The following is a 24058-nucleotide window of genomic DNA, read 5'->3' as shown; positions in this document are numbered from 1 at the left end:
CTTGCTTGGATTATAGATTATGAAAAGTATTTTAGACAAAGGTGAGATAGGGATTCAGACAAATTTAACATCCCACCTAAAGTTAAAAGGATATTTTGGATTAGTAAAATTCTTCATTTTACTATGGTTTTAATTAATCCAATCATATGTGTAGGTAATGTTCCCACACTAATTGGATTGACAACCGCAGGTATTTTATGTGGATTATGCCTGGCAACAGTTTTTCAACTTGCCCATGTTGTGAAAGGTACCGAATTTAAAACTATTGGAGCAGACAAAGTGGAATAAGATTGGATGGTCCATCAAATTCAATCTACATCTAATTTTGCAACATCAAATAAATGCTTAACTTGTATTTTTGGGGGCTCAATTTTCAAGTAGAACACCATCTATTTCCAAAAATTATTCATGTTCATTATCCTGAACTGAATCATATTTTTAAGATCACATGTAAAGAGTTTAACGTATGTTATAATGAACATAGAACTATTGGTGATTCATTTAAGTCTCATCTCATGTTGATCCATCAGATGTCTTATCAATCATCTATTTAGGACAACCATCAAACGAATTTGAGTAAAAACTTTCCGTAAATATCTTCGAATTAGGCCATTTTCTATTTCCTCAATAATTTAGTGTTTAAAATTTTTGTCTACTAAATCATAATTTGAATTTATCTTCTATTATCAAGAAGCATTATCGTTAAATATTATGAAACATAAATCGTATGGGAATGGTTGGGATTATTATTGGAACAGATAATGTTGGACTTGATTCTTAACTTCTATCCATAAAATTATCTTTAAGCTATTTAATTCCTAAATTAATACCAAAAAACGATTTTAATTATCAATTTGTTTCGAAGGAAAATACACTTTATAATTATTAGATACAGTATAAGGGACAAAGTTAGCGGGACAACCGAAAGTTAAACAGCATAACTTCCTTCTGTGTTTTTTAGGAGAAAAATTTTTATCAATTAGAATACCTACAGATATGATATGTAATAGGCGAAAAATGGCAAGGAAGCCCTATCTATCGGGAAATTGGCAGCACCATTTTTATGGTCTTTTTCAATTAGAATTTAAAGACAGTGATTATGATTAATTAACAGAAGTTTACCTATGATTAGGCTCTTTTTATGTTATCACAAAACATAATTTAATTGGAATTGCTGATTTATTTCAAGGCTATTGTTGTTAGACTTGCACAAGTCTTCTAGAACTACAGAATTTATTTTAATCTATTCCTATATTAGTTCACCCAAATGAATAAAAAATGCTGATATCTAAAAATAAGAGACGATTTTTTTATTAGTTATCACTAAGAATAGTAGCATTTTGATTAAACATAAAAACTATATATCTAAATGTTTTCGAAAAATAAGGTTTTAATTGTTTAACTGTAATTACCAAATTCATATGACGTCTATTATAAATAACAGAAGTTTTCAAGGATAAAATTACCTGTATTCCTGCTTAGGATCCTATCTAACCCTTTATCTCTTGACGCATAAATTTATAGTAGCAAAAAGCAAAAAATGATATCGATACGGCGATTAAAGCCGTTATTTGAGGGAAAACAATAATTACGCTATTCTCAATTGAGAGCTCTGAAGGAATAGCTCCATAGGTCTGTTCTAGGCTTAATGGGCCTAAACTTCTAATTGTAGGCGTCAATAAGGTGGTCGTAGCGTCATTGTAAAGTTGACTTGGGGAGAGACGTTGCAGAGTTAGGATATTATGGGTAACTTCCATAAATTCTTTTTCGTTTACGCTCATCAAGCCTTTATAAAAAGTACCGATAAATAAATTGATAAAAAATGGATAGAAAACAATTAAAAATAACCAACCTCCTATACAAAACAATGCAGAAGTTGAAGGTTGTTGAAATATAATTGAACTTAGAATTCCAAAGCCTAACCAAAAGGATACATACAGGACAGTTATGAATATAAATAAAAAAATCCTAATAAATTCAGCTGGACTGATAGGTAAGCCGGTTAAGAGGATAACCACTCCAATTAGTAAAAATGTAATACTTAAAAAAAGTATAGCTATTAAAATTATAGGAGCTAAAAATTTACTTAGTAGTACACTATCTCGATAAATAGGTTGTGACAATAGGCTAATTAAAGTGCCGCCACTTCGCTCTGAATTAATTGCATCGAAGCCAAGTGTAATTCCTAACAATGGGCTTAAAAAGCTTAAAAATATATAAAAAGGGGGTAGGGAGAGCTCACTGGCAGTAAATAGCCTTAAATAAAGATGAAATTTTTCACCTCCGACAAGGTCTCTTATTTTTCCTAATGATTCTAGGGAAACATAAACCGAAGCGATAAAAATTAGTGATATTAACGTTGTTAAAATTATAAATTTCCAGCTATGAATAGCTGCTGTTATTTCTTTTTCAACCAGCACCCAAAAAGGACTACGTACCTTATTACCTTTATCCTGTAAATAATTTGAGCCTTTAATTTCCATTATTTTGTTATAAATTTTGTGTTGGAAGTGGGAGATGTCTTTCATAGATATCTGATAAATTTAAATGATTACTACGAACTTCTTCCACAGCAATCTTATTGTTTATACATACTTCCACTATACTCGGAGTACAAGCAACCGGACTATTGACAACCATATGATCCTCACCCCATTCGATACTAATAGAAGGTTCAATAGATTTTATTATTTTGGATAATTTCGATAGTGGAATATTTATCTCCCCTTGCCAACGAATAAAGGTTTGAAAGCCATTATTAGCTCCTAATCCTGCTGCAAGTGTCTCCAAACTTCCAATTGCCTTTATTTTTCCGCAAATTAAGATACATACACGATGACATATTTTTTGAACCTGTTCTAGGTTATGGGAGGAAATAATAATAGTAATGCCGTGCCTTTCATTGAGTGTCTTAACAAGTGTTAATAGTTCCTGAACACCTGAAGGATCGAGCCCCAAAGTAGGTTCGTCTAAAATTAAAATTTTTGGAAATTTAACTAAAGCTTGGGCAATGCCAAGCCTTTGTTTCATCCCGCGAGAATAAGTAGAGGTTTTTTTATTTGCAAATTTCTCCATATCAACCATTTGCAAAAGTGTCTCAACTCTATGAGGGATCAGCCCACTTTCTATCTTATTAAGTTTACAAATCAACTCTAAATTTTCGCGTCCTGTTAAATTTTTATAAAAACCTACGTTGTCCGGTAAATAACCAATTAATTGTTTTGCCTTTGCACTTCTATGAATTACCGGACTTCCACAAATATTAATGAACCCAGAATTGCATTCCGATAACCCTAATAGCATAAGTATAATGGTGGTTTTTCCTGCTCCATTAGGGCCAAGTAACCCAAAAATTTCTCCAGATTGAATGGATAAATTTAGATTGTTTAAAGCAATATAATTACTGTATTTCTTGGTGACATTTTTAAATTCTATTACTGGATCACACATAATAAAAGAAGTTTATAGATTATCTCCGACCGTATTTTTTTATAAGCCAAAATACCAATCCTAAAGCTATCAAGATTGAAAGAATTCCGAGCCAAGCTGATAAAATTGAAGCTTTTAGAGTAACTCTGATATCTATTGCTGAGTTAACATACGGATTTTGAACTTGTATTTTTGACATATAATCTCCTGCAATACTCTTTGCAGGTGTTTTTATTTTCACCGTAATTTCTTGGCTTTTTCCTGCTTTGAGGTTGAGTTTTTTGGGGTTTATTTCTGATTCCCAGTAGCTTGGAAGCTGATTGCTGAATTCTAAGTCTTTCAAATCCAAAGAGCCTTGATTTTCTAAAATCAACTTTATGATTTTACTATCTCCGGAAGTAATAGTAGTGTTTAATCGTTCATCACTGCTTCTTAATAAAAGTTTATAGTTCCCTTTTATAACAGTTTGAAGGGAAAGACTAACCGAATCTTTAGAAGAGAAAGCTTTTACAAAAACTGGGTAAGTTCCTGCAGATGAATTTGGTGAGGGATATAATTCCAATGTGATTGGATAATCTTCTTTTGGCGGAACCTGAACCGCCCGTACCCCACTTCCTTGAGCTTGAAAATTGGCTTGCCATCCATTAGGAAGCTCGGCTTGAAGATCATAAATCTTCTTTTCGTCAGAATTATTCTTCAAAATAAGTTGAAAGCGGAATACATCGGTCGCTGATGCTTCCAGATTAATTAAATTTGAAGTAATCTCGGTTTTTTGAGCCATTAATAATCCAAGTGGCAAGTGAAAAATAATAGATAAAAGAAGGGTTGATTTTAGATGATAGATTTTTTTGTAAATAATTGTTTTCATAACAAGATTTTAAACTAAGATTTATGATGTTACACAATAATAGTCTCAAATAATGGAACGAAGCTATTTAAATACGCGGTCCGAGGTTCGAAATTAAATATCGAATTAGAAATTTGCAAATAAATTGCCATTTTTTAAAATGAGGACTTATGAATTGGTGAAATTTGAAATCCAAATATTATAACACTAAATGTTGATTTGCCATTTTCTTAATTTCTTACCTCGAAAATATTGTCCGACTCTGTGATTGGTTCTTCTGTAGTTTGTTGTAGGTTTTTTTGTATAAATTATAGAATGAAGCATTTTTTCAATCCTTCTTTGTGCCTAATATGACTAAGGTCAATTGTGTATACAATAAAAGAGGCAGATCTGATTTGAAAAAGAGGTCTGGTTTGTCTTAATTACATGCCATTATCTTTCCGAAATTTCTATACTAAACAATTTGATTTTTATTACAAGGTATTTAAAAATGCTAATTGAAAAAATAAAATCAATTAAACAGGGTTTTAATTAATAGTTGCAAAAATGCTCAACATGTTGTTAGCGAATGTAGTTAGAAGATTACAAATATTCAGATTAGTAAGTTATTTTAGTTTTTCATAAAAAAATAATATTATACTTGATTCGGCAAACATTGTAACACTGGGGTGTAGTGAATCTATGAAATGAGAGAAAAGATATCTTTTTGTGAAAAAAAAGATATTCTATTTAGCAATACATTTGAAGATCGTTAGACTTTGTTATAGACGTAAAATTGAAAGAGTTTTGAACACAATAGTATCTTTGTGTGAAGATTATTAATTGCATACCCCTTTATTTACTAACGTCTTAGTGTTTTATTGGGATGAAATTGTAAAAAAAACTGAAATCAAATGAATAATAAAATGTTATATGTTTCACCCTGTATTAAACTGGAAGAAATTGAATTGGAAAATGGCATTGCTACCAATTCAGCTACTCTCCAGCCAGGGAAAAAAACAAATCCTTTTGTTCCTGAAGTTGAGGATTGGAAGGACAATGGTTTTCAAACAAATGATTTTGATGTACTTTAAGTTTGAATAGTATTAAACTTTAATTTATCGAAAGTAAATAATTAATATAATGAATTTTAAAATTTTCTTACCACCGCAGTTTTTTCCTTCTCTACTTACTTTATTTATCCTTTTTACTTCTTCCTGTAGTAAATCGAAAAATGATAATATTCAGGTTTCCGATGGAACAACAATTAAAATTTCCGTTAACGGATTGGCAGATGGTGGTTTTTTTGAGGAATTAAGTGCATCATCTCGCCTATCCTCTTCGAGAAAAGTAAAGGAGACCAATGAAGAAATAACTATTTCTGCAGGCGATGTGGAAGCTTTAGTATACCAAATTGATAAAAATTTAAATTCTGGAAAAGATGAAAAATTAGCGAATAAAAGTGAGTTTAAGTCAGAGGCTAAATTTTTAAAATCCGCGATATCTCCTTTGAATAATATGGTTAAATACAGGTTGTTAATTTACGATCAAAATAACAATTTGGTGCATAATAAAGTTGCTAGTGTAGGGACTGATCCAGTTTTGGGGGTAAACAAAGGATGGACATATAAGTGGTATTCCTATTCGACTAATCAAACTTCAGGCGTGCCTGATATAAACGCAAATGGTATTGTATCTAAGACTGGTCTTTCTAATAAAGATGTTCTATACGCTTCAGGAACTATTTCTACTGTCGCTGGAAATAATCACCTTGATATTCTGTTCAAGAGAAAGACCTCTAGGATTCAAACCAGGATAAATGTCAGAGGTATGTTTGGATTAATTAATGACGGCACCTCTGTTTCCCTTGTTCAAAGTAATTCTCAAGGAAATCCTGTCGTAACAATGGGGGATTTGAATGTTTATAGTGGGAATTTCTCGAATATATCATCAGTTAATTCTAGTGTTTCTGGTGCTGATATGCAGTTGGATAATGCAACAGAGGGGAGTTCTGTAAAAATAGCGAATTTTTATACATTAAATATTTCAAATTTCTTACCAGGATCGATTGCTGTTAATTTAGCTCCCTTAAAAATAAAGTTAGATGATAATCGGGAGCGAACTTTTAATTCTCTACAATTTTCGCTTCCTAAGGCATTGGAACCTCAAATTGGTAGCACACATATGGCTACTTTAAGACTGGTTGAATCTCCTATTTTAGTTAAAGGTGTCTATTGGGCTAGAACAAATTTGATTTATGATGCTGGAAAGCTTGATAAATATAGATTAAAATCGATGCCTGGTGGTAGTGATGCTTCTAGGAAAGATCAGGATTTTTGGAACTGGATGGCTGAAACCCCTACTTCTCCTTCTTCAAATTTTGATGCATGTTCTAAGTTATATCCGGAAGGTACCTGGAAGATGCCAACAATCTCGGATTGGCAAAATATGGGTCAACCAGATGGCAAAGAGGAAAGGATGGGACTTTTTGTGGGTGCAGATTATGGTTTCTTTTGGGATAAACAGGCTAGTTATCCGAACAATGCCGCTTATGATGATAATCGGCTTTATATCTCCTTTGGTGGGTATAGAACAACCAGTGGTAATGTTTCTGGAAGTCCTGCAGGCATATTATTAGGCGCGGCAGCATCAGGCCAATGTGATTATTGGTCCTCGTCCAATCATAACACTAATCAAGCAAAAGCGGTTTACTCTAGTATGTCAAAACTGTTTTGGATATTTTCCTGGGGTGATATTAGTTATCCAAATCGTAACAAGTCAGAAGGGAGGAATGTTCGTTGCATTAGAGCAAAAAATAACCCCATTTCGTAAATGGTAACTGATTAATCACGCGGAGGGTTTTCTAAATTAAAAACATGTGCAATCCAAAATTAACTAAATCCCGCAAATCCTATGCATCACTAAATACGGCTAATCTTAAACAGGTTGTGTTTTGGTTAAATGAATGAGTGAAGTCATTCATGATGAGTATTTTCCATCGGATGAAGGAAAATTATCCGAAAGTTTTCCATATAGGATGGGTTAAATAATCATGGTAAATTGAAGCCGTTAGTAAATTGTTTTCCCAATTCCAAATAACTCTTACAAATCCATTAACTGCTTTTGATAATCAAGTCCCTAAAAAAGTCCGCCCATTAACATTAAAGCTTTAGCAGGATTTCTTATTTCAGGAGGTGCAATTTCTGCTTCCATTGAATAAAACATACGGGGAACAACAGAAGTATTCTCAACAAAAAACCTAGTATATAAGGTATCTTTTGGTACAATGGTCATAGTCAAAAGGCAATGGCCATTAGAAAAGATTAGTCAGAAGTAGTTTTTTTGGTTTATCATATCTCCTAATGGTACCATTAATAATAAACCTAATGCAAAACCGATTTGACCTAAAATAGCTTAAAAAGTAATCTGAGATTGGTTTACTTTAAAATCTTTAGACATCAAACCTAATAAAGGTTGATTTTAATGATTATTACCAACCACCATTACTGATGTAACGCTAATGAGCCATAAAGTAAATGGGGTAGTAATGAATTTACCTCTATTGTTGAGGTAATAGTTTTATGCTTATCCTTTTCATTATTTGATTTAATTTAAAATCAAACCAAAAATAGGCGACTAAATATTTAAATAGTACACATTTTGTTTGATAAAATGAAGTCATTAGTACACTATATTACCTTGGTGTATTAATGATTTAACTGGAGAAATTCTTGAAATAGCTTCTGCAGTACAGCTTGCATCGATTAAAACTACATTTGCTGTGTCGCCTGCTTTTGGCCATTGTTGATTTCCTTTATCGTCTAAAGGTAAAATGTTGCCTGTTACTAGCTTTAAACATCTCGACAATTTAAATTCGGTTTCGTAACCATAAAGTTGTGCCATGAGATTGGTTTTTTGTAAAACGCTACCACTACCCCAAGTATTCCAATGGTCAATAATACTATCGTTACCCGTCATTACGGATACGTTGTGCTTGTATAAAGTTGGAATTGGCATAATTAAACGTCCAAAAGGAATAGTAGAAACAATCCCAATACCTGCATCACCTAATTTAGCAGCTACCGCTTCTTGTTGAATAGCTTCTAATCTTCCTAAAACAAAAGCATGACTTATAAAGGTTTTCTTTTTTAAAGAAGGGCTTTCGTTTACCTTATTAATTAAATATTCAACCGTTTTTAAGCCCGATTCTCCTGATTCATGTAAATGTAAATCGATTCCTTTGTTGTGATCTAATGCTAACTGAACAGTAAAATCAATGGTTTTTTCAATCTCCCCATCGATTGAATATGGATCAACTCCGCCAATATAATCAATGTCCATTTTAGCTGCTTCTTTTAAATAAGGAACAGAATCTGTGTAAAAAACACCATGTTGAGGGAATGCAACCAATTCAGTAGTAAAACCTTTTTTCTTGTTTTCTAAGGCTTTTTGAAGGTTTTTAAGCGATTGTAATTTCGATGTAGGTTCAATATTTACGTGACTTCTTGCATAAGAAGTTCCTTTTGATTGCAATAATTCAATCAATCTTTCGGCGTGAACCGTTGAAGTTTTCAACATTTCTGGTAAGATTTGTTTTTCTAATTCAATCATGCCTTTTACGCCACCTGTTTTGCTTCTTACGGCTTGCCAATCACCACCATAAAAAGTTTTGTCTAAGTGAATGTGCATATCTCTAAATGCAGGTAACATCAATAAACCTTTAGCGTCAATCGCATCTGGAGCGTTTGGTTTATTTGGTTTTACACTTTTTATTTTTCCATCTAGAATGGCAACGCAAAACAAACCTGTTTTTGTACGAATAATTTCCTCACCATCATACTCAAAACCCGTTTCTAATAAAACATTCTTTAAAATACAATTTCCCATATTGGTTGTCTTTGTATTATTAACTGGTTCGTGCGTTAAAATAGAATCCGTTCCTAATAAACTTGGGACAAGAAGACCTCCCATAAGCCCTAATCCTGATGTTTTTAAAAAATCTTTACGTGATATATCAGATTTACTCATAACTTAAAATTATATACTTCAAATTTAGGGCGTTATTTAGCTTTATACGTGTAGAATTCATTCAAAAATTTGAAGTATTTATCATTAAATAAGGGTACTCTGCAACTGGACTTCTTGTGATGAATGATTTTTTGTGATAAATAATTCAAGTATTACTGTGTATTTTACAAAGATATGCCAATAAAGAAATCGAATTTTGTTACTATAAATTTATTCGTTATACGGAATAATATGAAAACAATAATGTTTCTTATCGGAATGAGTTTGTTCACGGCTTGTGAAGCAAAAGAAAGTCCTGAAAATATAGAGGTAGTTATGCAACAGAAAGAATTGGTACAGTTTGTAAATAGCAACAATATCGATGCAGTAAAAAAAGCATTAGAAAACGGCGCAAATGTAAATGCCCAAGACAACAATAAACGTAATTTATTGTTGATTGCTACTAATAATAAAGACGTAGAAATGGCGAAGCTTTTGATAAAATATGGTGCCGATGTAAACATGCAAGCTGATAATTTAGATAGTGCATTTTTATATGCTGGTGCAAGCGGACAAAGCGAATTGGTTCGTTTGTTTTTGGCAAACGGGGCTCGTTTCGATGTATTTAATCGCTATTACGGAAGTGCCTTAATACCTGCCTGTGAACGCGGACATGTAGAAACAGTTCGTTTATTGGTAAGTACTCAAAATTATCCAATCGATCACGTAAATCGATTAGGTTGGACTGGTTTAATGGAAGCCATTTTGTTAGGTGATGGTGGAAAAAGACATCAAGAAATTGTTCAAATATTAAAAGACGGCGGGGCTAATCTTCAAATTCCAGATTACAATGGAGTTACGCCTTTGCAACATGCAAAAACCAGAGGATTGACTGAAATTATAAAAATCTTATCTAATTAAAAATGGGGGATAGATCATATAGTTTAAAAAATGTATTGCTTGAAACAGGTTTTGATTACATAGACAAAGACGTTATAAAAACAAAAACTGGACTTTTTTGCGTAGAAGTTGATAACGGAAAGATTAAAAATATAAAACCAAACCAACCTAGTGCCAATTTAATCGATGCAAAAGGATATCTAATGATACCAGCGTTTAAAGATATGCATGCGCATTTAGATAAAATGTTGTTTGGTTTACCTTGGCAGGCAGTTTCCGAAAAAAGGAAAACGGTAAAGGACATGATTGCTTACGAGCAAAAAATGATTCCTATTTGGCTGGAGACTTCAATTGAAAGAACCGAAAAAATGATCGATATGCTACAAGGATTCGGCACCAATTTTATCCGTTCGCACTTTAACGTTGATCCAACTTCCGGTTTAGATTCGCTGAAAAACTTAGAAAAAGCTTTGCAAAACAAAAAATCAACTGCCGATGCTGAATTGGTTGCTTTCCCTCAACACGGTTTGTTTTATACTGATACATTGCCGCTTTTAAAAGATGTTGCAAAAATGGATGCCGTTAGTTTTATTGGCGGTGTTGACCCGTATTCATTAGACGGAAGTATCGAAAAAGCAATGGGAGCTATCGTACAGTTGGCTTTAGATCATAACAAAGGTGTCGATGTGCATTTACACGAAATGGGTAAAAGCGGAATTAAAACCATTGAGTTTTTAATCGATCGTACTTTAGAAAATCCCCAGTTGCGCGGAAAAGCTTTTATGAGTCACGCTTTTGCATTGAGCCGATTAAGTACACTGGAAGCTGAAAAAATTGCAGCTCGTTTGGCAGAAGCAGGTGTTGGAATTGTTTCTTCAGTACCTTTTGGCGATATCATTATCCCAATTCCAATTCTTAGAAAACACGGAGTTGAGGTTTTAGTAGGAAATGATAATATTCAAGATCACTGGAATACGTTTGGTTCAGGAAACATGTTGCAAAAAGCAAACTTAATTGCCGAATTGTATGGTTACCGAACCGAATTTCAATTGTCTAGAACCTTAAGTTTTGCAACACGTTACAAATTGCCATTAGACGACAATGGAAATCAACAATGGCCAAAAGCAGGTGATGCTGCCGATATGGTTTTTATAGACGCAAGTTGTTCTGCCGAAGCGGTTTCACGTATTTCACCGGTAAAATCGTTAATTCACAATGGAACGGTTGTGTTTTAAAATTATAAATGTGGTAAGCAAGATGATAATAACTTCAAAAGAAACGTTTAATAAGATTACAATATTATTCCACTAATAAAAAGAACGGACTGGAAAATCAATCTTTTTCAATTCATCTTTATTTTATAAATTTCCATATAATCCCCAATGCAAGAATAATTAGTTGAACTTATGAGTGTAAATCAAGAAAAAAAACATGTTCCTATAGTCGGTATTCAAGAGTTTAGAAAAGAGCAAACCGCAGGAAGAAAAGAATTGGTTTACAACGAACTTTACGGCGAAAAACATATCCATAAGCCTCATAAGCATGATTTTTTTATAATTATATTATTCGATCATGCAAAAGGGACGCATTCAATTGATTTTCAGGATTATGCAATTGGTGATCGACAAATTCACGTTTTGTTTCCCAATCAAGTGCATAAATGGCACATCGAACCAGATTCTAATGGATATCAATTAATGATTGATAAAATTTTTTTTGAAAGATTTGCGCCATATTTTCGTTTTTCGTTCACCAATTACATCAATCATCCAGTGATTTCACTTACAGATAGTGTTTTTAAGTTACTTAAATACGAATTTGAGGCTATAAAAGACGAACTTCAAACGGAGCTTTCACTTCAAGATATTATCAGTGCGCGTGCTGCAGTTATTGCTGCGATAGTAAGTAAAGCCGCAGAAGCTATTTTTGCTGATGCTAAAGTTTTTCAATCGAATCCAAGGCTTGCTAAATTCAATTTGTTGATTGATCAGTTTTTTAAAAAAGAAAAATCAGTTGCTTTTTATGCGGAAAAACTTAACATATCAGCAAATTACTTAAATATCCTGTGTAAGAAGAACCTAAAAGTATCGGCAACACAATTTATTCAACAACGTGTTTTATTAGAAGCAAAACGTATGCTTCAGTCAACTAATTTATCGATAAAAGAAATTGCTTTTGAACTCGGTTTTGTGGATCATGCGTATTTTTCGAATTTTTTTAAAAGTCAAACTCAATTTACACCAAAAAAATTTAGGGAAGAATAATACTTTTCCAAGAACGGCTTTGTGTAGTATTTATGGTTATACACTAAAGACTATTTTATCATTGCAAGGATTTCTAGCGTATTTACTTCTATCGTCAATAACAAATACTAAAACATTGATTGCAATTTTTTTGTAAAAACATTTTTTCTAATATATTTACTTTGAGCGAATGAAAACGTATAAAGACAGTGCATAAAGAACCTTTTACTAAAACTTAGACCCGCTTTTTTTGCTATCCTTGTAGAAGCTTATTATTCTACTTTTATAGCTTTTTCCTGAAGTCTTTAAAATAAAATAATAAGAATGTACATTTGTCAATAAGTAAGTTAGAAGTCTATGAGTAAGATAAATTTTTTTAATGAGGGATTAGAGTTTGATGTGAAAGGTAAACAGAAAATTAGGAAATGGGTAACTAATACTATCTCGGAAGAAGGGTTTTTTAAAGTGTCTGAACTTAATTTTATTTTTTGCTCCGATAATTATCTACTTGATATTAATCAGAAGTATCTTAATCATGATACTTATACTGATATAGTTACTTTTGACTCTTCTGAGAATAATGACGAAATCGCTGGAGATATATTTATTTCTATTGATAGAGTAAACGAGAATGCAGAAAAATTTAAAGTGGATATGAAAGATGAGCTTCATCGGGTAATAATCCATGGAGTTTTGCACTTATGTGGATATAAGGATAAAACCAAAGAGGAGAAAAATAAAATGACACAAAAAGAGAATCAATATTTGGGGCTACGGTCTGCCATTGATTTGTAATAATTTTTATTATTCTATTTACACTCCTGAAATTTTCAAATTATACGTTATTTATATTAATAGTTGTTTACCTTAGTATTTATAAGACTCCCCGTCTTTAATTAATAGTTAGTGTATATCCCCCGAAATATCTTCGGGGGATATTGTTTTGAAGGCGTTTAGTAGTTATAACTAAACTTAATAATAGTGTAACTTTAAGGTCGGACCAAATTAATAATAAAAAATTATTTTTTTATGTAAAAATATATTTAATTGATTGTGTCAATTCATTCAAAATGAGGTTTTGCCATTCCTAAATAAACCCTAATGATATTAGATTCAAAATAAGAATAGGATATAAATATGAGAAACTTAGTAGGCACAATTTCCTGGGGTTTCTAAAGTAGTAATGATTTTTATCTCCAAATTGGACCAAGTTACGGTTGATTTATCCTTTAAACCTATTGACTACTATTATTTGTTAATATCCTAGGACAATTGCGGCGCTGATTGTGGGGCGGAAATCTGAGATATCAGGCTGGAAATCTAGTTGTAACGTAGATACAAAAGGACCTTTGCTATGCCAGTTTTGGACTTTTAGAGGGGTTTTGCTTCCTTCCTTTTTTAAAGAAGCCGTTACATTATAACGCCCCACAGGAAAATCATTAATGTATCCATATTCTGTCCAATATTGATCACCAGCTGTCACATTTATTATTTTACCTGCCGAGCCATCAATCAGTGGGCCGGAAGGGGAGAAAGTGAGTTCGATATTTTCTTGGTTCTCATAAAAATTATTTGCCATATGTATTGTAATTCTACCACCATAATAATACATATCATTGTCAGGATCCACACCTTGCAGTTTCCAGGTGAAGTTTCTAATACCGCCATCTTCACCTAAAATGCTACTGTTGTCTGGATAAGCTTGAATGGAGTAGGTTTTTCCATTATAGGTTGTTTTAAAGTTGGCATACACTTTCCAAGCTCCTTCCATTAATTTGATCTTATACACGCCATTTTCAGCTGTTGTTCCTTGTATCTGTGAATCATAATAAGCCACATTGTCAGCGAGAATTTTTACACCTGCAATGGGGTTGCCTATCCCATCCACCACTTTACCACTGACATAACCTTTTTCGGTAATGGGTTCGGTACCATTTTCATGCTCCTTCGAACAGCATGATAACGCAAACCCTATTAGTAATAATATTCCTGTGTTTTTGATTGTTAGTTTCATTTTTAATTTAATTATACAGTTTACATTTCTCTTTAAATTAAGGTTAAGGATGCTTTGTTGGTAAGCCTCTTTCTCTAATAAGCAAAGGTAGAACAAGAGAATTTTTCGTTATACCCCCAAAAGGGGGATATATAAGTCAGCTAAAGCTGTCTTTGTAGAATGATAAATCTTAATAAGCCATAATATTAAATTAGATTTCAAAAAAAAATCAAGTAAAGTGATACTGTAAACTACTAGCTTCTAATTCAGCTTTCTGGCTGCTTTTGATAATCAGTTAGTTGTTAAAGTAACAGGAATTGGTAAACCCTTCGAGATAGAATAAGAAGGGTTCGAAGGTGAGAAATAATAGAGGGTTAGTATGCGATCATCTATAGTTTATAGCAATGGAGAACAATTAGTTGTTGATTATTAGGAAATAGGTCTCTGAGCTACCATAATAAGACAATAAAAGTAATAAATGGGTTAACTAGTTATTGAAGTTAAGCATGTGGATGTCACGGTATATTGGGAACTAAATTGATGAATTTATCCAATCACTAGCATTTAATTGGAAACATTTCGGATATAAACTTTTGAAAAAAAATGAGGAAATAATATTGCCAACTAAATAATTGGCAATATCAATAAACTAACTACTAATTGTACAATGATTATATGTAAATATAAACATAAAACAAATAATTACCCTTTTATTTTTAATAAATGATGCTAGTTAGGTCGGAGTAAGTTGCTGTTAAATAGCGACAGATATTATTGCTTACCCAGCAAATATGGAAACGGTTAACACATATTTTATCTAGATTGGATTAACTACATGGTGTTTTAATTCTACTTTCTTAACTTAGTAGTTGTTGGACTCTCCATCTCATAATAATAGTTAGTGTGTATCCTCCGAAAATCTTCTGAGGATACTGTTTTGTATCTCTTCCAGTTATTGGGGGATGTTTATTGTTTTGTTTTTGGCGTGGATTTAGGGTTCCTTTAGTAATAACAAAACTCAACTATATTTTTGTTTTTAAAAGGATAGTGTTTAACGTGCTTGTGAATATGTGATGTAGAATATAATTTAACAGTTTTCTAGTTAAAATTTGTATTTATAAAAATTTCCATTCCACCATAGTAACAAAGTCAGGATTGCAAAATGTTGAAAGCTTTGGAAATATAAAATATTATAGAAAAAGGGAGCTTTGCTCCCTTTTTCTATAATATTTTAATACGGATTAAAACTTCTCGAATTGGTTGAAGAAAAAGTTTCCTTCGATTTCTGCGTTTTCATCAGAGTCTGAACCGTGAACTGCGTTAGCATCTATGGATTTTGCATATTTGTTACGGATAGTACCTTCAGCAGCTTTTGAAGGATCTGTAGCGCCAATTAATGTACGGAAATCTTCAACCGCGTTTTCTTTTTCTAAGATAGCAGCAACGATAGGACCTGATGTCATGAAACTTACTAAATCGCCATAAAAAGGACGTTCTTTGTGTACTGCATAGAAATTACCTGCAGAGGTTTCTGTCAAGTGAATGTATTTCATTGCTACGATTTTGAAACCGCCGGCAATAATGTCGTTTAAGATAGCACCAATGTGACCATTTGCAACCGCATCTGGTTTAATCATTGTGAATGTTCTGTTTGTAGCCATTTTACTCTAAAAATTTTTTGCAAAGTTACGCTTTCCTATCAAGAATTAAACAGTAATGCTATTAATTGTCCCTCTTTTTTTTTGTAAGTGTCTGACTTTAATGATGATTTCGTATAGTGTTGATGCGCAGAACAACCCGAAAAACCTTGAGGTTATTATCAGTCCGAATATAGTTTAATCCTTTTATTTTACAGGTAAACTCGGATTTAAAGTATTTTGGCAAGTTATTTGTCCAAACAGCTGAAAATTTTATACACATAGAATATAAATCACAAACATCATAACGGATATGAAGAAAATCATTTTACCTGTACTATTGTCATTCGGATTACTTTGTGCTTTTAAAGGGGTACAAGCACAAACTCCATACCGTACTGCTTTAGGCTTGGGTATTGACGCTGGAGATGGACAAACATTATTTGGCCCGCAAATTAAACATAGCTTTGGAGGCTACAACGCCGGTAATGCCCAACTGCTGTTCGGTGATCATATTACTGTTTTGGGCGCTGATTACTCTTATAATCAGCGCATTTCTGGTGCCAACGGCCTATCTTGGTATATAGGTGTTGGACCCCAGTTATCTTTCATCGACCATGGGAAGTGGGATGACGATTGGTTCGACGATGATGACCGTTGGGATGAAGATAATCATGTCGATGTGGCAATCCGCCCGGCAGTAGGTTTGGAATTCAGAATTCCGTCAACACCATTAGCAATGCATTTTGACTGGAAACCTTGGTGGAATCTATCACATAGTTCACATTTTGAACCTGGTAGGTTTTCATTAGGATTCAAGTTTGTGCTAAAGTAATGAGCAGAATTATGGTTCAAGATGTTGTTTAGTTTACGTTAAACCGTAACTTTGTAGTATGTCGAAGAACCTGAAAGTGACAATAGATAAGGATTCCGGATTTTGCTTTGGAGTCGTGTATGCAATTGATATGGCCGAAGAAATTTTGGATGAGGAAGGCTATCTGTATTGTCTAGGGGATATTGTGCATAACGATGAAGAGGTTGCTCGCTTAAAAGCAAAGGGATTGCGTATTATTTCGCATGAGGATTTACATGGCCTGCGCGACGTGAAAGTGTTGATCAGAGCCCATGGTGAAGCACCGGAAACCTATAAATTAGCGCTGGAAAACAACATTACCCTAATTGATGCGTCCTGCCCGGTGGTGTTGAAATTGCAGAATCGCATTAAAACATCTTTCGATGATCAGGAGAAAATCCTGATTTTTGGAAAACATGGCCATGCCGAAGTGATTGGTTTGCAGGGGCAAACCAATAATGAGGCCTTGGTATTTCAAGATATTACCGAATTAGATCAGGTCGAGTTACCTGCGAAATTCACATTATACAGCCAAACCACGAAGTCGGTCGATCGTTTTTACGAAATCAAGGACGAACTCTTACGCAGAGGGTATGAGGTGAAAGCCAACGATACCATCTGCCGGCAGGTTTCAAACCGATACGAAGACCTCGGCACCTTCGCCAAACAATACGATAAGATTATTTTCGTCTCCGGCAAGAAATCGTCCAATGGAAAGGTCTTGTTTGAAGTATGTAAGCAAGTGAACCCGGAAACGTATTTTATTTCCGACCCGGAAGAATTAGATGCCAACCTATTTTCAGAAAATGATACAATTGGTATTTGTGGGGCTACCTCCACGCCAATGTGGTTGATGCAGAAAGTGAAGGAAACGATCGAAGCCTATTAATCGTCATCTTATTTTAAAATTCTATGCCTAAGCAGGTTTGCTTGGGTTTAATAACCTATTTTTGTGCTACGTATGAGGAATAAAGCAAAAAAGGGGGTTTTGTTAGTGCAATTGGGGACGCCTGACTCACCTACCAGAAGGGATGTGAAAAAATACCTAACACAGTTTCTGATGGATCCGCGCGTGATGGATATTCCTGTTGTTTCCAGAACCTTATTGGTAAAAGGGATTATTGTTCCGAAAAGATCAGGAACATCCGCCCAAACCTACGCGAGTATTTGGGATGATGAAGCGGGATCGCCATTGATGACCTACAGCTTATATCAGCAACAGAAGTTGCAAGAGGTGTTGGGCGAGGAATACCATGTAGAATTGGCCATGCGCTATCAAAACCCGTCTATTGACGCGGCAATGGAACGCATGGAAGCAATGCTTTTGGAATCTATTGTGGTCATTCCTTTATTTCCACAGTATGCTTCTGCGACTACCGGATCTGTGATTGACAGGGTCATGGAAATTATGCGAACCTGGCAATACTTTCCGCGTGTAAACTTCGTTAGTAGTTATTATGATGACCCACTAATGATAGAGGTTATCGCGGAGCACGCCTTGAGACACGATTTAAATTCATACGATCATTTTCTCTTCAGTTACCATGGATTACCGGTGCGTCAACTTGGAAAAGTAGATAGCAAAGGGGAATTATCATGTCCTGACTTTGGTTGTGACCATTGTAAAACGGATGTGAACCCTTATTGTTACCTCTCGCATTGTTACGCAACTACCCGTGCCATTACCGACAAGCTGAACTTGCCCAAGGAAAAATTTACCGTTTGTTTCCAATCGCGTTTAGGAAAAACGCCTTGGATACAGCCATATACGTCAGATACGTTACATGAACTGGCCCAGAAGGGGGTAAAACGAATATTAGTTTTTAGTCCGGCCTTTGTGGCTGATTGCATTGAGACCATTGATGAAATTCAGGTGGAATATGCCAATGAGTTTAAGGATTTAGGTGGGGAAGAGGTGCATATGGTGGAAAGCCTGAACCGCAATCCGAAATGGATTGAGGCCCTGCGCAGAATGGTCGTAGCAAACAGCAATTAACATGTTAAAATTAAATACAATACTATTATTTATACTGGACTTCTATATATTCTTTGCCCTGCGCGCAACGAATATTCAGTTCGTTAAAACAAAATGGTTTTCCTTTTTGTGGTGGGGATATTCCATTTCCCTACTAATAGGCTTGTATATTTCTTTTCAATATCCCATTCCATTAATGTACCGCTCGATTATTCTGGTGGCCTTCTTTATGACGGCAGTCAGTAAGTTTATTTTTGCGGCGGTACTGATTATCGACGACCTCCGTCGGGGCGGAATCTGGGTTTCCCGTTTATTTGGCGGGAAGAAGCATGAGCGTGTGGAAGAGCGGTTCGAAGAATTGGAAGAACCCCTGCCTGAGGTGCCGAAAAATGGTATTACCCGGTCGGAATTCCTCATGAAATCGGGCTTATTTGTGGCAGCCTTGCCGATGTTCCCCTTAGCTTGGGGTGTCATCTCCACGGCCTACGATTACCGCATCAGACGTCAAAAACTCGTGTTGCCGAACCTGCCGAAAGCCTTCCATGGATTAAAAATTGCGCAGATCTCTGATGTGCATTCCGGCTCCTTTTATAATAAAAAGGCCGTGCTTGGCGGGGTAGAGATGCTGTTGGGCGAAAAACCCGATATGATTTTCTTTACGGGCGACCTGGTGAATAATGTGGCTTCCGAAATGCGCGATTATCAGGATATCTTTTCCAAGGTTAAAGCGGATTTAGGGGTGTTTTCTACCTTAGGGAATCACGATTACGGCGACTATTATTACGGCAAGGAGGACTCGCCGGAAAAACGTAAAAACCTACAGGATGTCATCGATACCCATAAAGTGATGGGTTGGGATTTACTGATGGATGAGAATAGAACCTTGAAAATGGGGGCGGATGAGCTTTCCATTGTCGGCGTTCAAAACTGGGGAACGGGTCGTTTTCCGAAGAAAGGGGATATTAAAAAAGCCCTGATCGGTACGGAAGATAAGCCGGTGAAGTTGTTATTATCGCATGACCCCTCGCATTGGCGTGCGGAAATATTGGATACGGATATTGATGTGATGTTCGCCGGGCATACCCATGGGATGCAATTCGGCGTTCGGGGAGAGAACTTCCAATGGTCGCCAGCAAAATATATTTACAAAGAATGGGCAGGGCTGTATACAGAGAAGAATCAGCAACTCTATGTGAATACCGGTTATGGTTTCCTAGGGTATCCGGGCCGCGTAGGCATTGCGCCTGAGATTACCATTTTTGAATTACAGACGGCGTAAAACAAGAGGCTAGCTTACAGGTTGCTAGATCCTTAAGCTTTTTATAATTTTGCGCTGTCCCCGAGCGTACAAAAATTAATGAAAAGAAAGAAAATTACGAATCGAAACTTGCTTATGCTGGGCCTGGCATCGGCCTTGGTCAGTATCTGCAGTTTAGTGTTGGTGTATGCGACCCAGTATGCCACTGAACATATGGAAGAGCTGCTTTTTGAAACTGTTTCTAATTGGCAAAAGATACTCTTCATTTTTCTCCCTACCATAGGTATCACCTCCATTTACTTTTTAAGGAAATTTTTATTTAAAGGACGTAAGAATAAGGGGATTACAGAGATTTATAAAACCTTAGACCAGCGGAAGGACCATCTGCCGCCATTTAAAATCCCTTCCCACTTAATCAACGGTTTTCTTACGGTGTCAACCGGTGGTTCTACCGGCATTGAAGTGTCTTCGGTGGTGGCCACAGCAACGGTGGGGAATATGGTCCATAGTCAGCATTTTACCGCGAATATCTATAAAAAGGAGCTGATCTGCGCCGGGGTTACCGCTGCGGTGTCTTTGCTGTTTGCGAGTCCTTTAGCTGGATTTTTCTTCGCTTTGGAAGTTATTTCCCGAAAGACCAGCAAGACCCTATTCTTAAGTTGTGGCGTCTCAGCCCTCGTATCATGGGTATTTCTTTTGGGTATAGGTGGGCCGGCGTTCTTGCCCATACAGTTGGAGCCCTGGAAAGGCTATGCCTTGCCCTTGTTTGTCCTGCTGAGTTTAATGGGCGGATTGTTGTCGGTTTATTTTACCCTATTGGTGACCCGGATGAAGAAACTATTCGGTAACATCAATAATAATTTTCTACGGGTCAATCTGGGGGCAATTTCCGTGGGTCTTCTCATCTTTTTCTTTCCGGCCTTATATGGCGATAGCTACCACGGATTGAAACATATTCTGAGTCAAACCGAAACGATTTCCTTGTTAAGTGTAGGGCTATTGATTTTTCTGAAACCCTTGGCGGCTTCCCTTACTTTAGGCGCGGGAGGGGATGGGGGTGTTTTTGCACCCAGTATTGTGGCCGGTGCTATTTTAGGTTTTGTGTTTGCCCAAGTCTGTAATACGCAATTTGGGATGAACCTGTTGCCCTTAAACTTTGCCTTAGTAGGGGCTGCAGCCACCTTATCGGCCTCCATCTATGCCCCATTGACGGCCTTGGTTTTAGTGAGTAGCCTGGTGATGAATGGCAATCAATTATTTATCCCCTTGGTTTTAGGCAGTTTTGTTGCCCGCTATTTTGCCAGTTTCGTGCTGCCTTATAATGTATATACCTACGATTTTTACTTGGCACGCCAGCAACAGCAATAAGTGGGGCAAGGCAGGCCAGCTTAATAGGTTAATAGCGTTTAGGATAAGGACGACTGTTCATCGAATCCGTGGGCTTTCAATACATCGGCCGGCACGCCATTCCATACCCCCGGTACATTGCCTACATAGCCTAAATCTTTAACCCCTAACTCACTGGTAAAAAAGCCGGAGGAGGTTAAATCGCGCATAAGCGAAAAGAAAGCAACCCCCTGCATCATTTCAGGCTTGGCCTGTTCCGGATAGGCGATATCGTCTACCAGAGCAAGCTGCTCTGCTGCTTTACATTTGATAAAGACATTGGCGTAGCGTTTCTGGCATTGCATATCCAGCCATTTTAAGCCGCCCCGCATGGCCGTTTGATTGGATGGAATATCCTTCATCATAAATTCGATAAAGGCCGGTACCTCGGCATCTGAGGCCGAACCGGAATGTTCATCCTTCGGAATAATGATATCGGCCAATACGGTAATTGTGGCCATTTCATGTTCCGTAAAGAAGGTTTCTTTTTGCAGGCTTAGGTTTCGTTCATGTTCAAAATCCTGAACGCCGGGCAGTTTATCGGCATCGTCTACTGAGCTGTTCGCTTCGGTTTTCTTCGTATCCTTGCAGGCGGCGGTCGCAACAGCTGAACCGGCAGCCAATAGCCCTAGGGCTTTTAATGAGTCTCTTCTATTCATAACAGGCTTAGCTGTTTAATTTCTTCTTCTGTTCTAAAATATATTCGGCAGTACGCATGGACAGGGCCAAAATGGTCCATGTCAGGTTTTTGTCGCCTTGCTGCACAAAAGGGCCGGCATCTACCACATACACATTCGGGCAATCGTGCGCTTGTCCCCATTTATTCAATACGGAGGTTTTCGGGTCGTTGCCCATCCGGGTGGTGCCACCTTCATGGATAATCTTGCCGGGGGCTTCTAAGCCATATAAGGTGTCCGCCGTATGGATCTTTGAGGTGATAATAGCGCCCATGCCGTGCATAATCTCTTGAAAGGTATCCATCATGTGCTTGGCTTGCTGAATTTCTTCATTGGCCCATTTATAATGAAAGCGTAAGATTGGAATACCGTATTTATCCACTTTCGTAGGGTCTATTTCGCAATAGTTATCCTTTCGGGCGAGGGCTGTGCCGCGACCTGCCATGCCTACATTAGCACCATAAAACCGGCGATAATCTTGTTTTAATGCTGCGCCATAGCCTCCGGCCTGTTTGGCCTGCCCATCGCTGCCCGGCACTTGGCCGTTTACCGATGGCACCCAATTCATAAAGCCATAGGATGGCATGCGCATGCCTCCACCATATTCGATATGGTAGCCCCTTGGGAATTGCAGCTTACTGTGGTCGCCCCACCAAGGGGAATAAATATGAACACTGCCTGTGCCATCTTCGTTATAGCGTTTTCGATCGAGCAATTGCGGTAGAAAGCCGGATAATCCTGCGCCCGTAGAGTCGTGCAGGTATTTGCCGACCAAGCCGCTGCTGTTTGCTATTCCGGCAGGATGTGCCGCAGATTTGGAATTTAAGAGCAAGCGCGCACTCTCGCAGGCACTCGCACCTAGGATGATCGTTTTTCCGCGAACCGTATATTCCTGAAGCGATTTGGTATCTACATAGGATACGCCCGTGGCTAAACCTTCAGCATTGCTGAGCACTTCGCGTACCATGGCATTGTCTATTACTTTTAAGTTTCCGGTTTTCATGGCCGGGATAACCAGGCAAGAAGAGGAGGAAAAGTCGCCATAGACCTTGCAGGCACGCCCGCACTGTCCACAGTAAAAGCAGGTGCCTCGGCCTTTTATCTCTTTTGAAGCCTCGGTTAATACGGCTCCACGACCCGGAATAACAGGTACGCCCGCCTTTTTAGCACCCCGAGCAATGTATAGTTCATTGAGGCGGGGTTTCGGTGGCTTCATAAAGATGCCATCGGGTTCATTTCGAATGCCTTCCACGGTGCCATAGATCCCAATCATCCGGTCTACACGGTCGTAAAAAGGCTTTACCTCATCATAGCTGATCGGCCAGGCATCGGTGATGCCGTCTGTGGGTTTAAAGTCGTCAGGACCCATCCGCAGGGATATACGACCCCAGTGGTTGGTCCTGCCGCCCAGCATACGTGCCCTAAACCATTCGAACTCCGTCCCATTCACCTTGCTATAGGGTTCTCCTTCCAATTGCCAGCCACCATAAGCAGCATCGAAGTCGCCAAAAGGTCGAATGGTAGATGCTCCGCGGCGTGGCGATTCCCAAGGCCAGCGCATTTGTAAGGCATCCTTAGCAGGGTCAAAGAAAGGCCCTGCTTCCAGCATCAATACCTTAAGACCGGCATTTGCTAGGATATAACCAGCCATACCGCCGCCGGCACCTGAGCCTACAACAATGGCATCATAAACTTCAGGGATTTCTTTTATTTGGAAAGCACTCATGAGCGAATAAAAAGTTTTGTAATTACGGTTTACGTTTCGTTGGCAAATTGTTGCTATGATGATTTAGCAGCTTGAATATAGCAAAACTATCTTATACTTAAGGGTTACCGTTTATAATTTTTTCGATACATGCTACAGGGATAAAACT

Annotated in this window: 20 protein-coding genes; 11 read left to right on the top strand and 9 right to left on the bottom strand. The window is 36.8% G+C overall.

The genetic code is table 11. The annotated features are described in order from the left end of the window. Nucleotides 1-1490: 1490 nt before the first annotated feature. The 3 genes from GQF63_RS15995 to GQF63_RS15985 are packed head-to-tail and all read right to left on the bottom strand — an operon-like array spanning nt 1491 to nt 4297. Entirely contained in the window at nt 1491-2483 is a 993-nt protein-coding gene (locus tag GQF63_RS15995) for an ABC transporter permease (protein ID WP_160370240.1), read from the bottom strand. Between the two features lie 7 nt (nt 2484-2490). Beyond that, nucleotides 2491-3450, bottom strand: a complete 960-nt coding sequence (locus GQF63_RS15990) for an ABC transporter ATP-binding protein (RefSeq protein ID WP_160370239.1) — start codon at nt 3448-3450, stop codon at nt 2491-2493. Nucleotides 3451-3469: 19 nt separating this feature from the next. Next, nucleotides 3470-4297, bottom strand: coding sequence for a COG1470 family protein (locus GQF63_RS15985; RefSeq protein ID WP_160370238.1), 828 nt, complete (start codon nt 4295-4297; stop codon nt 3470-3472). 872 nt (nt 4298-5169) lie between these two features. On the opposite strand from GQF63_RS15985, the gene GQF63_RS15980 reads away from it, so the two are divergent. Beyond that, entirely contained in the window at nt 5170-5349 is a 180-nt protein-coding gene (locus tag GQF63_RS15980; protein WP_160370237.1) for a hypothetical protein, read from the top strand. Between the two features lie 49 nt (nt 5350-5398). Next, the gene (locus GQF63_RS15975; protein ID WP_160370236.1) at nt 5399-7087 is read left to right on the top strand and encodes a fibrobacter succinogenes major paralogous domain-containing protein; all 1689 of its coding nucleotides are present in this window, start codon (nt 5399-5401) and stop codon (nt 7085-7087) included. A gap of 306 nt (nt 7088-7393) precedes the next feature. On the opposite strand, the gene GQF63_RS15970 is transcribed toward GQF63_RS15975, so the two are convergent. Together GQF63_RS15970 and GQF63_RS15965 are read right to left on the bottom strand one after the other, a co-directional pair. Further along, nucleotides 7394-7549 (bottom strand): hypothetical protein, encoded by a 156-nt coding sequence (locus tag GQF63_RS15970; protein ID WP_160370235.1) that lies wholly within the window; start codon nt 7547-7549, stop codon nt 7394-7396. 387 nt (nt 7550-7936) lie between these two features. After that, complete coding sequence (locus GQF63_RS15965) at nt 7937-9283, bottom strand: amidohydrolase (protein ID WP_160370234.1); 1347 nt, start codon at nt 9281-9283, stop codon at nt 7937-7939. A gap of 231 nt (nt 9284-9514) precedes the next feature. Here GQF63_RS15965 and GQF63_RS15960 point away from each other — a divergent pair, with 231 nt between their 5' ends. The 4 genes from GQF63_RS15960 (at nt 9515) to ybeY (ending at nt 13200) form a co-directional block, all read left to right on the top strand. Continuing rightward, entirely contained in the window at nt 9515-10183 is a 669-nt protein-coding gene (locus tag GQF63_RS15960; protein WP_160370233.1) for an ankyrin repeat domain-containing protein, read from the top strand. A gap of 2 nt (nt 10184-10185) precedes the next feature. Beyond that, nucleotides 10186-11397 carry an amidohydrolase gene (locus tag GQF63_RS15955; protein ID WP_160370232.1) on the top strand — a complete coding sequence of 404 codons (1212 nt, stop codon included), beginning with the start codon at nt 10186-10188 and terminating at the stop codon, nt 11395-11397. A 171-nt stretch (nt 11398-11568) separates the two neighbouring features. Then, a complete protein-coding gene (locus tag GQF63_RS15950) occupies nt 11569-12426 on the top strand; it encodes a helix-turn-helix domain-containing protein (protein WP_160370231.1) in 858 nt (285 codons plus the stop codon). A gap of 336 nt (nt 12427-12762) precedes the next feature. After that, nucleotides 12763-13200: an rRNA maturation RNase YbeY gene (ybeY, locus tag GQF63_RS15945; RefSeq protein WP_160370230.1), complete on the top strand. Its 438-nt coding sequence runs from the start codon at nt 12763-12765 to the stop codon at nt 13198-13200. Between the two features lie 460 nt (nt 13201-13660). Here ybeY and GQF63_RS15940 read toward each other — a convergent pair whose 3' ends face one another. Beyond that, nucleotides 13661-14419, bottom strand: a complete 759-nt coding sequence (locus GQF63_RS15940; RefSeq protein WP_160370229.1) for a carboxypeptidase-like regulatory domain-containing protein — start codon at nt 14417-14419, stop codon at nt 13661-13663. A gap of 1220 nt (nt 14420-15639) precedes the next feature. Continuing rightward, nucleotides 15640-16059, bottom strand: a complete 420-nt coding sequence (locus GQF63_RS15935) for a nucleoside-diphosphate kinase (protein WP_160370228.1) — start codon at nt 16057-16059, stop codon at nt 15640-15642. A 289-nt stretch (nt 16060-16348) separates the two neighbouring features. Here GQF63_RS15935 and GQF63_RS15930 point away from each other — a divergent pair, with 289 nt between their 5' ends. The 5 genes from GQF63_RS15930 to GQF63_RS15910 all read left to right on the top strand — a co-directional run bounded on the left by GQF63_RS15930 (nt 16349) and on the right by GQF63_RS15910 (nt 21489). Next, a complete protein-coding gene (locus GQF63_RS15930) occupies nt 16349-16870 on the top strand; it encodes a hypothetical protein (protein ID WP_160370227.1) in 522 nt (173 codons plus the stop codon). A 58-nt stretch (nt 16871-16928) separates the two neighbouring features. Beyond that, the gene (locus GQF63_RS15925) at nt 16929-17777 is read left to right on the top strand and encodes a 4-hydroxy-3-methylbut-2-enyl diphosphate reductase (protein WP_160370226.1); all 849 of its coding nucleotides are present in this window, start codon (nt 16929-16931) and stop codon (nt 17775-17777) included. Between the two features lie 72 nt (nt 17778-17849). Then, nucleotides 17850-18884 (top strand): ferrochelatase, encoded by a 1035-nt coding sequence (gene hemH, locus GQF63_RS15920; RefSeq protein WP_160370225.1) that lies wholly within the window; start codon nt 17850-17852, stop codon nt 18882-18884. A gap of 1 nt (nt 18885) precedes the next feature. Then, nucleotides 18886-20142, top strand: coding sequence for a metallophosphoesterase (locus tag GQF63_RS15915; protein WP_160370224.1), 1257 nt, complete (start codon nt 18886-18888; stop codon nt 20140-20142). Nucleotides 20143-20220: 78 nt separating this feature from the next. Continuing rightward, nucleotides 20221-21489, top strand: coding sequence for a chloride channel protein (locus GQF63_RS15910; protein ID WP_160370223.1), 1269 nt, complete (start codon nt 20221-20223; stop codon nt 21487-21489). Between the two features lie 38 nt (nt 21490-21527). Here the strand turns inward: GQF63_RS15910 and GQF63_RS15905 are convergent, their stop codons facing one another. Next, the gene (locus GQF63_RS15905) at nt 21528-22166 is read right to left on the bottom strand and encodes a gluconate 2-dehydrogenase subunit 3 family protein (RefSeq protein WP_160370222.1); all 639 of its coding nucleotides are present in this window, start codon (nt 22164-22166) and stop codon (nt 21528-21530) included. Between the two features lie 7 nt (nt 22167-22173). After that, nucleotides 22174-23910 (bottom strand): GMC family oxidoreductase, encoded by a 1737-nt coding sequence (locus GQF63_RS15900; RefSeq protein WP_160370221.1) that lies wholly within the window; start codon nt 23908-23910, stop codon nt 22174-22176. Nucleotides 23911-24058: the final 148 nt, after the last annotated feature.

The organism is Sphingobacterium humi (assembly GCF_009768885.1).
GTDB lineage: Bacteria > Bacteroidota > Bacteroidia > Sphingobacteriales > Sphingobacteriaceae > Sphingobacterium > Sphingobacterium humi.
This window is presented reverse-complemented; position numbering and strand designations above follow the sequence as displayed.